The organism is Streptomyces sp. NPDC043870 (genome assembly GCF_056435785.1).
The window spans coordinates 110,576-122,414 of the sequence record NZ_JBWKDT010000026.1 but is presented as its reverse complement, the minus strand read 5'-3'; the positions used below and the strand labels follow the sequence as shown (position 1 = coordinate 122,414).

At 70.1% G+C, this 11,839-nt stretch carries 12 protein-coding genes; 6 read left to right on the top strand and 6 right to left on the bottom strand.

All coding sequences use genetic code 11. The features are described 5' to 3' along the window. Positions 1 to 202 precede the first annotated feature (202 nt). Complete coding sequence (locus AC0699_RS27405; RefSeq protein WP_478665191.1) at positions 203 to 1,222, bottom strand: glycosyltransferase family 2 protein; 1,020 nt, start codon at positions 1,220 to 1,222, stop codon at positions 203 to 205. A gap of 168 nt (positions 1,223 to 1,390) precedes the next feature. On the opposite strand from AC0699_RS27405, the gene AC0699_RS27400 reads away from it, so the two are divergent. Further along, positions 1,391 to 2,923 carry an LCP family protein gene (locus tag AC0699_RS27400; protein WP_478665190.1) on the top strand — a complete coding sequence of 511 codons (1,533 nt, stop codon included), beginning with the start codon at positions 1,391 to 1,393 and terminating at the stop codon, positions 2,921 to 2,923. Between the two features lie 90 nt (positions 2,924 to 3,013). Here AC0699_RS27400 and AC0699_RS27395 read toward each other — a convergent pair whose 3' ends face one another. Beyond that, positions 3,014 to 3,562 (bottom strand): acyl-CoA thioesterase, encoded by a 549-nt coding sequence (locus AC0699_RS27395; RefSeq protein ID WP_478665187.1) that lies wholly within the window; start codon positions 3,560 to 3,562, stop codon positions 3,014 to 3,016. A gap of 119 nt (positions 3,563 to 3,681) precedes the next feature. Here AC0699_RS27395 and AC0699_RS27390 point away from each other — a divergent pair, with 119 nt between their 5' ends. Both AC0699_RS27390 and AC0699_RS27385 read left to right on the top strand, forming a co-directional pair. Further along, on the top strand, positions 3,682 to 4,893 hold the full coding sequence (locus AC0699_RS27390) for an LCP family protein (RefSeq protein ID WP_478665186.1): 1,212 nt from the start codon (positions 3,682 to 3,684) through the stop codon (positions 4,891 to 4,893). 128 nt (positions 4,894 to 5,021) lie between these two features. After that, a complete protein-coding gene (locus AC0699_RS27385; protein ID WP_478665205.1) occupies positions 5,022 to 5,330 on the top strand; it encodes an antibiotic biosynthesis monooxygenase family protein in 309 nt (102 codons plus the stop codon). A 70-nt stretch (positions 5,331 to 5,400) separates the two neighbouring features. On the opposite strand, the gene AC0699_RS27380 is transcribed toward AC0699_RS27385, so the two are convergent. Further along, positions 5,401 to 6,558 (bottom strand): acyl-CoA dehydrogenase, encoded by a 1,158-nt coding sequence (locus AC0699_RS27380; protein WP_478665184.1) that lies wholly within the window; start codon positions 6,556 to 6,558, stop codon positions 5,401 to 5,403. Positions 6,559 to 6,722: 164 nt separating this feature from the next. Here AC0699_RS27380 and AC0699_RS27375 point away from each other — a divergent pair, with 164 nt between their 5' ends. Continuing rightward, the gene (locus tag AC0699_RS27375) at positions 6,723 to 8,063 is read left to right on the top strand and encodes a UDP-glucose dehydrogenase family protein (protein ID WP_478665180.1); all 1,341 of its coding nucleotides are present in this window, start codon (positions 6,723 to 6,725) and stop codon (positions 8,061 to 8,063) included. 39 nt (positions 8,064 to 8,102) lie between these two features. On the opposite strand, the gene AC0699_RS27370 is transcribed toward AC0699_RS27375, so the two are convergent. After that, entirely contained in the window at positions 8,103 to 8,465 is a 363-nt protein-coding gene (locus tag AC0699_RS27370) for a VOC family protein (protein ID WP_478665177.1), read from the bottom strand. A 96-nt stretch (positions 8,466 to 8,561) separates the two neighbouring features. Here AC0699_RS27370 and AC0699_RS27365 point away from each other — a divergent pair, with 96 nt between their 5' ends. Continuing rightward, complete coding sequence (locus AC0699_RS27365) at positions 8,562 to 9,068, top strand: CGNR zinc finger domain-containing protein (RefSeq protein ID WP_478665172.1); 507 nt, start codon at positions 8,562 to 8,564, stop codon at positions 9,066 to 9,068. A gap of 387 nt (positions 9,069 to 9,455) precedes the next feature. On the opposite strand, the gene AC0699_RS27360 is transcribed toward AC0699_RS27365, so the two are convergent. Together AC0699_RS27360 and AC0699_RS27355 are read right to left on the bottom strand one after the other, a co-directional pair. Beyond that, complete coding sequence (locus AC0699_RS27360; protein WP_478665171.1) at positions 9,456 to 9,884, bottom strand: PPOX class F420-dependent oxidoreductase; 429 nt, start codon at positions 9,882 to 9,884, stop codon at positions 9,456 to 9,458. 143 nt (positions 9,885 to 10,027) lie between these two features. After that, a complete protein-coding gene (locus AC0699_RS27355; protein ID WP_478665169.1) occupies positions 10,028 to 10,783 on the bottom strand; it encodes a nuclear transport factor 2 family protein in 756 nt (251 codons plus the stop codon). Positions 10,784 to 10,968: 185 nt separating this feature from the next. Here AC0699_RS27355 and AC0699_RS27350 point away from each other — a divergent pair, with 185 nt between their 5' ends. Continuing rightward, the gene (locus AC0699_RS27350) at positions 10,969 to 11,832 is read left to right on the top strand and encodes a helix-turn-helix domain-containing protein (protein WP_478665167.1); all 864 of its coding nucleotides are present in this window, start codon (positions 10,969 to 10,971) and stop codon (positions 11,830 to 11,832) included. The last annotated feature ends 7 nt before the right edge of the window (positions 11,833 to 11,839 follow it).

Sequence of the window (11,839 nt, the reverse complement as noted above, 5' to 3'; positions counted from 1 at the left end):
CAAAGAAGGGCGGTACCCCCCCCCCCCCCCTCCTTCCCCCCCCCCCCCCCCCCCCCCCCCCTCTCCCCCCCCCACCCCCCCCCCCCCCCCCCCCCCCCCCGCCCCCCCCCCCCCCCGCGGCGTTTTCGTCGGACCGTAGGTCGTCAGGCCGTAGCTCTCAGGCTGCCAGTCGTCAGGCCGTAGCTCGCCAGACTTCCGGTCGTCAGGCCGTCGGTGCCGTGACCGCCGGGCGGCGGCTCGCGATGACCTTGTTCGCCAGGGATCGCGGACTGGTCAGGAAGCCGAAGCCCCACGACATGTGCATCGTGGCCAGCGCGACCGGGATCTGCAGCCGGGCCTTCAACGGCAGACCCTTGCCCGCCGGAACCGATCCGGCGGTGATCGCCGCGAGATAGCCGACGGGGATCACGAAGCCGAGCGGGCTGACCGCGGCGCCCACCACCAGGCCCGCGGCGATCGCGCAGACGGCGGTCGGCGGAGCGAGATAGCGGAGGTTGATCGAACCGGAGTGGTAGCGGGCGACGACATGGCGCCAGCGGCCGTAGTCCTTGTACTGCTTGGCGAGCGCCTTCACGGACGGCCGCGGCCGGTACTGCACCTTCAACTCCGGTGAGAACCAGATGAGTCCGCCGGCCTCGCGGATCCGGAAGTTCAGCTCCCAGTCCTGGGCCCGGATGAACTCCTCGTTGTACCCGCCCTGCTGCTCCAGCGCCGCACGACGGAAGACACCCAGATACACGGTCTCGGCCGGGCCCGCCTCGCCGCCGGTGTGGAACGCGGCGTTGCCGACACCGATCTTCGAGGTCATCGCGGCCGCGACCGCGTGCTCCCAGTCGTTCTCGCCCTCGGCGTGCATGATGCCGCCGACGTTCTGCGCACCGGTCTCCTCAAGGAGCCGGACGGCGGTCGCGATGTAGTTCGGCGACAGCATGCCGTGACCGTCGACCCGTACCACGATCGGGTGCCGGGACGCCTTGATCGCGGCGTTGAGCGCGGCCGGCGTACGCCCGGTGGGGTTCGGCACGGTGTGGACGCGGGGGTCTTCGCGTACGAGCTCGGCAGCGATCTCGTCGGTACGGTCCGTGGACGGGCCGAGCGCGATGACCACCTCCATCTCACCGTCGTACTCCTGCTCCAGGATGTGACGGACCGAGTCGCGCAGATGCCGCTCCTCATTGAGGACCGGCATGATCACGGAAACGGCGGGGGTGGGGGCGGGCATGGCTTCCTCGGGGTCCGGGGGTCGTCCCGGGAGACGGCAGTATCGCCCGCCACGTTACCGCGAACGGGGGACACCGGTGCGCGCCGCCCGGTCCGCTCCCGGTGCCGCAGATCGTATGGGCCTACGGTTCTCGGGATCACGGTCTGCCACCCCGCGGAGGTGCCCCTCGTGCCCACACCGCCCCGCTCGCCCCGTCCGCGACCGGCGGCGGCCCGACCGAGGCCGGCGGCGGCCCGGCCGAGGCCGACGGCAGCACGACCCGGACCGCACGGCGCCCGGCCACGGCCGCCCGCCGGACGGCAGGTCGCGCGACCCCGCTGGGGCATCCGGATGGCGACGTCGCTCTCGGTGCTGGTGCTGGGGGTGGGTGGTATCGGTCACACCCTGGTGACGGGGCTGGACAGCGGGATCGGGCGGGTCGACCCGTTCAAGGACATGAAGAACCGGCCGGAGGCCGGGAACGGGATGAACATCCTGCTCGTCGGCACCGATGGGCGGGACAGGATCACCAAGGAAGAGCGCCGCAAGTACCGGCTCGGCGGCGCGCCCTGCCGCTGCACCGACACGATCATGCTGGTGCACATCTCCGCGGACCGGGAGCGCGCGAGCGTCGTGAGCCTGCCGCGGGACTCGTACACGGAGATCCCCGCCCACACCGACGTGACCACCGGCAAGCACCACGGCAAGCACGCACTGAAGCTCAACGCGGCGTACGCGGAGGGCGGGCCCGCGCTGACGGTGCGGACCGTCGAGCACATGACGAAGGTGAAGGTCGACCACTATCTGGAGGTCGACTTCACCAGCTTCATGAAGACCGTGGACGCGATCGGCGGGGTGGAGATCTGTACGGCCCGGCCGCTGAAGGACTCGTACACGGGACTCGACCTGCCGGCGGGCACGCACACGCTGGACGGCGGGAAGGCGTTGCAGTACGTACGCTCACGCCATATCGACGGGGCGGCGGACCTGGGCCGGATGCAGCGCCAGCAGCGCTTCATGGCGGCGCTGATCCACCGGGCCACCAGCAGCGGGGTGCTGCTGAATCCCGTGAAGTTCCGCGAGGTCGGCTCGGCGATGCTCAACGCGGTACGGGCGGACAAGGGGTTCGGTACGGACGAGATGCTCACGCTCGGCAAGGCGATGCGGGGCTTCACACCGGCGTCGTCGGAGTTCACGTCGGTCCCCGTAGGGGACGTCAGTTACCCGGTGAACGGCATCGGCTCGACGGTGAAGTGGGACCCGGTGAAGTCCCAGCGGCTCTTCCAGGCGCTGCGCGACGACAAGCCGCTGGCGCCGCGCCGCCCGGAGAAGCCGGGGGTGCAGCCGTCGAAGATCATCGACGTACCGCCGAAGCAGATCCGGGTCCAGGTCTACAACGGGACTCGGCTGGACGGCCTCGGCGCGCGCGTGGACGCCGCCCTGCGGGCGACCGGGTTCAACACGACCCGGGTGCCGCGCAACGACGACCGCCACGATGTGAAGCGCACACTCGTCTCGTACGACCCGCGCTGGGACCGCTCGGCAAGGTCCCTTGCCGTGGCCCTGCCGGGCTGCGAACTCCGCGCCGTCCACGGCCAGGGCGCGACCCTCAAGGTGACGGCGGGCTCGGGCTTCACCAAGGTGATCCCGGTCCGCGCCGAGGCCCCCCGCCCCCAGGGCGCCTTCGAGGCCGTCACCGGCGACCAGGTGCTCTGCAACTGACCGACGGAGCGGGCCCCGGGCGAAGCTCCGGGGGAGTCCGAGGACGGGCACCGGGGCCCGGGGCCGGAAGGCCCCGGGATCGCGAGGGCGTCAGTCCTCGTAGCCCTCTGCCGCGCGCTTCTCGCGGAGCTCCTTGATCGCGCGGCGGCGGGCCAGCCGGTGGGTGCGCCGGATCTGCGCCTCCTGGTAGCGGCGCTTGTCGCGTTCCGTCTCCGGGACCACCGGAGGCACCTGGCGCGGCTTGCCGTCCGCGTCGACGGCGGCGAAGACCAGATACGCGGAGCCGACCTGCGTCGCCGGCGTCGACTCGTTCCAGCGCTCGGCCAGCACGCGCACGCCGACCTCCATCGAGGACCGGCCGGTCCAGTTGACCTGTGCCTTCACATGGACCAGGTCCCCGACCCTGACCGGCTCCAGGAAGACCATCTCGTCCATGGAGGCGGTGACCGCGGGCCCGCCCGAGTGCCGGCCGGCGACGGCCCCTGCCGCGTCGTCCACCAGTTTCATGATCACGCCGCCGTGCACGGTCCCGAGGAGGTTGGTGTCACTGCCGGTCATGATGTGGCTGAGGGTCGTACGCGAAGCCGAGGTGGGCTTACCCGGAATATTGCCCTCCGGGCGCTGGGCCTGATCTGTCATGCCCTCCACCCTATGCGCGGACCTGCGCGCCGATGCATTGCATCAGCTTCGCAACAGCCCCGGTGCGATTTCTCACCCGCCCTGTCAGTCGGGCGGACCTCACCTGCACACTGTTCCGCATGAATGATTGGCCCGATGGATACGGACGCGGCAGCCACGGTGCACCCGAGGGCGCTCGCGCGATGCGCCATGTGCAGCGACGACCCGTTCCGCAGCAGCAGTCGCAGGGGTACGACGACGGGTACGACGCCCCGTACGACAGCGGCTACAACACGGGCCAGGTCTACGGCTCGCCGCCCGGGGGCGGTGGTCGCGGTGGCTACGACGCGCCCCCCGGGGACTACCGCCCGGCGCCCGACTGGCGCCGCCGCCTCAAGGTCGGGTCGGCCGTCCTGCTCGTCGCCGTGCTCGGTGTGTCCATAGGCACCTACTTCTGGGCCGACTCCAAGATGCGCCGCGAGGTCGACCTCTCCAAGGTCATCGACCGGCCGGAGGAGGGCGACTGCACGACGTACCTGATCGTCGGCTCCGACAGCCGTGAGGGCCTGACGGCCGAGGACAAGAAGAAGCTGCACACGGGTTCGGCCGACGGCAAGCGCACCGACTCGATGATGATCCTCGCGGCCTGCGGCAGCGGGAACACCATGATCTCGCTCCCCCGCGACTCGGACGTGGAGATACCGTCCTTCGTGGGCTCGGAGTCCGGCAAGACCTTCCCGGCCGAGGGCCGCCGGGTGAAGCTCAACGCGGCCTACGCGGAGGACGGCCCCGAGCTGCTGGTCCGTACCGTCGAGCACAACACCGGCCTGCGGATCGACCACTACGCGGAGATCGGCTTCGCCGGCTTCGCGAACATCGTGGACTCCCTCGGCGGTGTCGAGATGGACATCCCGAAGGCCTTCAAGGACAAGAAGTCCGGCGCCGACTTCCAGGCCGGCAAGCAGACCCTCAACGGCGAGCAGGCCCTGGCCTTCGTCCGCACCCGCTACGCCTTCGCGGGCAGCGACCTGGACCGGACGAAGAACCAGCAGAAGTTCCTCGCGGCCCTCGCCAACCAGGCCGCGACGCCCGGCACGATCCTCAACCCGTTCAAGCTCTACCCGACCCTCGGCTCCGGCCTGGACACCCTGGTCGTCGACAAGGACATGTCCCTGTTCGACCTCGGTGAGATGTTCTTCGCGATGAAGGGCATCAACGGCGGCGACGGCACCTCCCTGAACATGCCGATCTCGGGCAGCCGCGGCGGCAACCTGGTCTGGGACAAGGAGAAGGTCAGGCAGCTCGTGAACCAGATCAAGAACGACGAGAAGGTCACCGTCACCGGGAACTGAGGTCACCGTCACGGGGAACCAGGGCAGGCACCGTGCAGGACCTGGTAGCCCCACCGGCGTCCGCCTCGCGCGCCCGTCCTGGCCGCCCTACGCTGCCAGTACGGCGATCATGGAATGCGGTGAGCGCGATGGCGGACGTCAGCCGGTACTGGGCCTCGGGGAACTGGCAGGTGGCCGACGGGAAGGCCGAGGAATTCCTGGAACGCTGGACGGAGTTCCTGACCTGGACCAGAGAGTACGTCGACGGATTCCTCTGGGCACGGCTCATCCGCGACCGGCACGACCCCACGCACTTCGTCTCGTTCTCGTCGTGGCGCGACCTCGACTCCCTCAAGTCCTGGCGGAGCCACCCGGAGTTCGAAGGCCTCTTCGCCGCCTGCCGGGCCCTCTGCACGGACATGAACACCGGGAGCTTCGAGCTGGCCCGGGCGGTCTGAGACCGGCCAGAACGGTCTGAGAACGCGCAAGCCCCCCGGCACGGGATGTGCCGGGGGGCTTGCTGATGCGTTACGGAAGGTTCCTTGCCATCACAATCCGCTGAACCTGGTTCGTGCCTTCGTAAATTTGCGTGATCTTGGCGTCGCGCATCATGCGCTCGACCGGGTAGTCGCGCGTGTAGCCGTAGCCGCCGAGGAGCTGCACCGCGTCCGTGGTGATCTCCATGGCGACGTCCGAGGCGAAGCACTTGGCCGCGGCGCCGAAGAAGGTCAGGTCGCCGTCGAGGCGCTCGGACTTGGCGGCCGCGGAGTAGGTGAGCTGGCGGGCGGCTTCCAGCTTCATCGCCATGTCGGCGAGCATGAACTGAACGCCCTGGAAGTCGGCGATCGGCTTGCCGAACTGCTTGCGCTCCTGGACGTAGCCCTTGGCGTAGTCGAGGGCACCCTGCGCGATGCCGAGGGCCTGGGCCGCGATGGTGATGCGGGTGTGGTCCAGGGTCTTCATGGCGGTGGCGAAGCCGGTGCCCTCCGCGCCGATCATGCGGTCGGCGGGGATACGGACGTTGTCGAGGTAGACCTCGCGGGTCGGGGAGCCCTTGATGCCGAGCTTCTTCTCCGGGGCGCCGAAGGAGACACCCTCGTCGCCCTTCTCGACGACGAAGGCCGAGATGCCCTTGGAGCGCTTGGTCGGGTCGGTGACGGCCATCACCGTGTAGTACTCGGAGACGCCGGCGTTGGTGATCCAGCGCTTCACGCCGTTGAGGACCCAGAAGTCGCCGTCGCGGACGGCCTTGGTCTTCATACCGGCGGCGTCGGAGCCCGCGTCCGGCTCGGAGAGGCAGTACGAGAACATCGCGTCGCCCTTGGCGAGCGGGCCCAGGTACTTCTTCTTCAGCTCCTCGGAGCCGGAGAGGACCACCGGCAGCGAACCCAGCTTGTTCACAGCGGGGATCAGGGAGGACGAGGCGCAGACGCGGGCGACCTCCTCGATCACGATCACGGTGGCGAGCGCGTCGGCGCCCGCGCCGCCGTACTCCTCCGGCACGTGCACCGCGTGCAGGTCGGAGGCGACCAGGGCGTCGAGGGCCTCCTGCGGGAAGCGGGCCTCCTCGTCGACCGCGGCGGCGAACGGCGCGATCTTCGCCTCGGCGAGGGAGCGGACCGATTCACGGAGCATGTCGTGCTCGTCGGACGGGCGGTACAGATCGAAATCGGCCGATCCTGCCAAGGTCTCTCACTCCCCAAGAACGCTAACTACCGTTAAGTAACTCAAATTTTAGTAGCCCTGCCCCGACCAGGCATACGTGAGCTTGCTGACAGCGGAAAAATGCCCTTGCCCCTGCCCGGTTATGCTCGGGCGCGCAGTCCCTCCGTCCCTCTCAGGAGCACTACATGGCCCTCAAGATCACCGTGATCGGCACCGGATATCTCGGCGCCACACACGCAGCGGCCATGGCGGAGCTGGGCTTCGAGGTCCTCGGTCTCGACGTCGTCCCGGAGAAGATCGAGATGCTGGCCTCCGGCCGGGTCCCGATGTACGAGCCGGGACTCGAGGAACTGCTCTCGAAGCATGTGGCCGGGATCGCGGGGGCGAGCGGGCGGCTGCGTTTCACGACGTCGTGGGACGAGCTCGAGGAATTCGGCGGCGATGTGCACTTCGTGTGCGTGAACACCCCGCAGAAGCACGGCGAGTACGCGTGTGACATGTCGTACGTCGACTCCGCATTCGACTCGCTCGCGCCGCGCGTGAAGGGCGGGGCGCTCGTCGTCGGCAAGTCGACCGTGCCGGTGGGGTCGGCCGACCGGCTGGCCGGACTGCTCGCCGAGCGGGCACCGGAGGGTGTGGAGCTGGCGTGGAACCCGGAGTTCCTGCGCGAGGGCTTCGCCGTCCAGGACACGCTGCACCCGGACCGGATCGTGGCGGGTGTGGCGAGCGAGCGCGCGGAGAAGGTGCTGCGCGAGGTGTACGCGACGCCCGTCGGTGAGGGCTCGCCGTTCGTCGTGACGGACTTCCCGACGGCGGAGCTGGTGAAGACCTCCGCGAATTCGTTCCTGGCGACGAAGATCTCGTTCATCAACGCCATGGCGGAGGTGTGCGAGGCGGCCGGCGGCGATGTGGCGAAGCTCGCGGAGGCGATCGGCCACGACGAGCGGATCGGTGCGAAGTTCCTGCGGGCCGGTATCGGCTTCGGCGGCGGCTGTCTGCCGAAGGACATCCGGGCGTTCATGGCGCGCGCGGGTGAGCTCGGCGCGGACCAGGCGCTGACGTTCCTGCGCGAGGTCGACTCGATCAACATGCGGCGCCGCGGGCACATGGTGGAGCTGGCGCGTGAGGCCGTGGGCGGCGGTTCCTTCCTGGGGACGCGGGTCGCGGTGCTCGGTGCCACGTTCAAGCCGGACTCGGACGACGTACGGGACTCGCCGGCGCTGAACGTCGCCGGGCAGATCCATCTCCAGGGCGGCCAGGTCACGGTCTACGACCCGAAGGGCATGGAGAACGCGCGCCGCGTCTTCCCGACGCTCGGGTACGCGGAGAGCGCGCTGGAGGCGGTGCGCGGGGCGGACGTGGTGCTGCACCTGACGGAGTGGCGCGAGTTCCGCGAGCTGGACCCGGCGGCGCTGGGTGCGGTGGCGTCCCGCCGGATCGTGCTGGACGGGCGGAACGCGCTGGACGGTACGAAGTGGCGCGAGGCGGGCTGGACGTACCGGGCGATGGGCCGGCCCCGCGCCTGACGTCTCGTACGTGTCGTACGTGTAGTGCTCGCGCGAGCGTCAGCAGGCGCAGAGACAGAACGGGTGGCCGGCCGGGTCGGCGTAGACCCGCCAGCTGCGTGAGCGGTCCTCCGTGTCGAGCGGCTTCGCACCCAGGGCGAGCACCTGGGCCTCCGCCGTGTCCAGGTCCTCGACGGCCAGGTCGAGGTGGAACTGCTGTGAGGCGTCGGACGCGGGCCACTGCGGCGGTACGTGGCCGGGGGCGGCCTGGAAGGCCAGCGGCGTGCCCTCGTACCCCTTGAGGTCGACCCAGCTGTCGTCGTCGGCCTCCACCTGGGCGCCCAGGATTTCTGCGTAGAAGGCGGCGAGTGCGCGGGGGTCGGGGCAGTCCAGGACGACGGCTCCCACGGTGGCGATGGCCATGGTGCTTCCTTTCGTACGGCTGCGAGGTTACCGGTGACGCGCGCTTACCGGTAACGAGTTACCTCATAGTGGCGCACCGGAGGTAACGTCGCAACCATGAATGACAGGGCGCCGGCACCCGGAGGGCTCGCGCTGATCGAGTCCCTGGTCAACACGCTGAACATCGAGACCGGTGCCGACTCCCTCGACACGGCGGACGGCCGGGACGCCTTCGGGCTCGTGGCGGAGGACGCCGGGGCGGCGAAGGAGCTGCGCGAGGCGCTGCGCGCCGCGTGCCTGGCGCACGCCGGGCACCGCGCGCCGGGAGACGTGGGCGCGCTGGACCGGCTGCTCGCGGGTGCGCCGCTGCTGGTGGGCGTGGACGGGGCGGGAGCGGCGGCGCTCCGGCCCGCGGACCCGGCCTCGCTCGTGTCGCGGGTGGCGGCGGCCATCGCGATCGCGGCGGCCGAGGGGACCTGGGTACGGCTGAAGGCATGCGAGGCCGAGGACTGCCGGTGGGCGTACTACGACCGGAGCCCGGCCGGCCGCAGCCGGTGGTGCTCGATGGCGGTGTGCGGCAGCCGCGCGAAGATGCGGGCGTACCGGGCGCGGCGCTCCGGCTAGGCCGTGTTTGAGAACTCCCGCCTGGTACGCGACGCCTGGCACGCACTCCCCCGTAGCCCTTCGGGCACGGGAGGTGCCCCCACGCTGCGTTGTCGGAGTCATCCGAGTACGTCCAGTACGTGGATGATCCTCCGCCTTGCGATTGCACGCACCAGACGCCTCGAGCCCCGCCCTGCGGGCGGACGGCGCTAGTTCTCAAACACGGCCTAGACGGTGATTCGAAGGAGCGCCGTCCGCCGGCCAGGGCCCCGCAGGCGGGACTCCGGACTCACTCAGCCAGGGCATGCCGCCACGGGCTGGTGGTCGCTCGATGTGCCCGGTGAGGGGGCCGGCCCGGGAGAGGAGGTCCCGGGCAGACGTCACTGACGTCGCATGAGGCGGTTCACCTCAGTCGGCCACCCCTCTGATCGCCACGATCTTGTCGGCCGTCACCCGCACCAGGAGGATCCCCGGCGCGCTGTTGCGGGCGCCGTGCTCCGCGGCGCGCTCCTCTCCCACGTAGCGTGCGGCGATCCGGGACGCCCAGGCGCCCACCTCCTGGGCGTCCTCGCTGACCCGGGCGCTGCCGTCGACGACGACGAAGGAGAACGGCGGACGGTCGTCGTCCACGCAGAGGGCGAGCCGGCCGTCACGGATCAGTGTGCGGCCCTTGACGGAGTTCCTGCTGGTGTTGAAGACGAGTTCGTCGCCGTCCAGCAGGAACCAGACGGGTGCCACATGCGGCCGTCCGTCGGCCCGGGTCGTGGCGATCTTCGCGGTCCGGGTGCCCGCGCTGACGAAGGCGCGCCACTCGGCGTCGGTCATCGGTGTGGCCATGAGTGCTGTGTTCCTTGGCGAGAGGTTTCCTGGCGGAGGACGGCCGGGCAAAGGGCCGGGAAGCCCTGGTATCAACCGGGAAGCCCTGGTATCAACCCGTTCCCCGGCCCCGGCCTGCGTCGGGCCCCGACCCGGGACGTGAGTCAGAACAGACCGTTCTCGTGCGGCAGTTCGGCCGGGATTTCCGGAATGGCGTCCCAGTGCTCGACGATCTTTCCATCCGCCAGGCGGAACAGGTCGTAGTACGCCACCGGCACGCCGAATTCACCCTCGGCCTGCACCAGGACGAAGTTCCCCTCGGCGATGACCCGGTGGATGTCCGTGTAGACCACGCTCTTGCCCTGTGCAGCCCATGCGGCCGCTGCCACGGCGAACCCCTCCAGACCGTCGCCCGCCTCGGGATTGTGCTGCAGGTAGGTCTCGGTGGAAGTGAATTCGGGAACGACGGAGAAGTCGGCGCCCTTGAGCACCCTCTCGGCGTACTCCGCGACCAGCTTGCGGTTCGCCTCGGTCTTGTCCAGTTCGACGACGCGGGTCGGACCGTCCGTCTGGGTGCGGCCGCTGACGGTCTTCTCGACCAGCGGCACCAGGGCGTCCCAGTGCTCGACCAGCTTGCCGTCCTCCACGCGGTACAGGTCGAAGGCGACCAGCGGCGCGGGACCGAATCCGTGGTAGATCCCGTGCGTGGCGACCAGATCGCCGTCGGCGATGGCCCGGACGCACTCGTAGCGGAAGTCGTCGGACAGCGAGGAGACCAGCTGCCGCAGGGCCTCCCGACCGTCGGCGGCGAGTGCACTGTGCTGGGTGTAGGAGGGCGAGACCCAGCGGTCCACCGCCGAGGGGTCCTTGTCGTCGAACAGTTCGCCTACGGCTTTGAGGACCAGATCCTTGTGGTTCATGACGGGCGCATCCAATGGTGCCGGGGTGGCGGACCCGGTGTCCGCCGCTTGCGCCTCCAGCCTTGCCCTCGACCGTCGAGCCCAGGAGGTAGAAGTCAGAACCACTGTGGTCAAAAATGGACAGCGCCCCGAGAGAGACCCCCACCCCCGGTCATGATGGTCGACAACCGTGCAGAGGCTCGCGCATGATCCCCGAGCTCGCTTTCACACCGCCCGTCGGCACCCCGGCAGGGGCCGAGGTGCTCGCCGTGGCCGAGCTGAGGCGACGCGTCGACCCCGGTCACCTCACGAAACCGAGCCGGCACGGCTTCCACGTCCTGCTCACCCTGACCGACGGCGCTCTGCGGCAGACCGTGGACTTCGCCGAGTACCGGCTCACACCCGGCTCCTGGCTGTGGGTCCGGCCGGGACAGGTGAACCAATGGGGTGACGTCAGCGGGGCCGAGGGCACACTGGTCCTCTTCGAGAGCGACTTCCCCGACGCGACGACCGCGGCTGCCGCCTCCCTGGACGACCCGTTCGCGCCCGTCGTACGGACTCCGAGCGGCGACGACGCGGGTGCGCTGCAGGACGCCGTGCAGCACCTGGACCGCGAGTTCCACGGGGCGCTCCGGATGCCGGTCGACATCCATGTCGCCGTGCTGCGGCACTTGCTGGCCGTGGTCCTCCTGCGGCTCGCCCACCTGTCCGCTCCCGCCGAGGACCTTGCGCCGGAGCCGGGCTCGGCGTATCTGCGCTTCCGCGATGCCGTCGAGCGCGACTTCGTACGCACCCGCCGCCTCGACGACTACGCGCGTGCGCTCGGGTACTCCCCCCGTACGCTTTCCCGGGCCACGCGCACCGCCGCCGGCGTCGGGGCGAAGGAGTTCATCGACCGCAGGGTCGTCCTGGAGGCCAAGCGCCTGCTCGCGCACGGAGAGCTGTCCGTCGCCCGGATCGCCGCCCAGCTCGGCTTCTCCAGCGCCACCAACTTCACCAAGTTCTTCCACCAGCGCACCGGCCGGACGCCCATCGCGTTCCGGCGTTCCGCACGCGGGACCACCCGCTGACCGGCAC

Coding starts and splice junctions, on each gene's coding strand:
- AC0699_RS27375 (WP_478665180.1), top strand. CDS start 6,723: ATGGCCCTCAAGATCACCGTGATCGGCACCGGATATCTCGGCGCCACA.
- AC0699_RS27385 (WP_478665205.1), top strand. CDS start 5,022: ATGGCGGACGTCAGCCGGTACTGGGCCTCGGGGAACTGGCAGGTGGCC.
- AC0699_RS27370 (WP_478665177.1), bottom strand. CDS start 8,465: ATGGCCATCGCCACCGTGGGAGCCGTCGTCCTGGACTGCCCCGACCCC.
- AC0699_RS27360 (WP_478665171.1), bottom strand. CDS start 9,884: ATGGCCACACCGATGACCGACGCCGAGTGGCGCGCCTTCGTCAGCGCG.
- AC0699_RS27365 (WP_478665172.1), top strand. CDS start 8,562: ATGAATGACAGGGCGCCGGCACCCGGAGGGCTCGCGCTGATCGAGTCC.
- AC0699_RS27405 (WP_478665191.1), bottom strand. CDS start 1,222: ATGCCCGCCCCCACCCCCGCCGTTTCCGTGATCATGCCGGTCCTCAAT.
- AC0699_RS27390 (WP_478665186.1), top strand. CDS start 3,682: ATGAATGATTGGCCCGATGGATACGGACGCGGCAGCCACGGTGCACCC.
- AC0699_RS27395 (WP_478665187.1), bottom strand. CDS start 3,562: ATGACAGATCAGGCCCAGCGCCCGGAGGGCAATATTCCGGGTAAGCCC.
- AC0699_RS27355 (WP_478665169.1), bottom strand. CDS start 10,783: ATGAACCACAAGGATCTGGTCCTCAAAGCCGTAGGCGAACTGTTCGAC.
- AC0699_RS27350 (WP_478665167.1), top strand. CDS start 10,969: ATGATCCCCGAGCTCGCTTTCACACCGCCCGTCGGCACCCCGGCAGGG.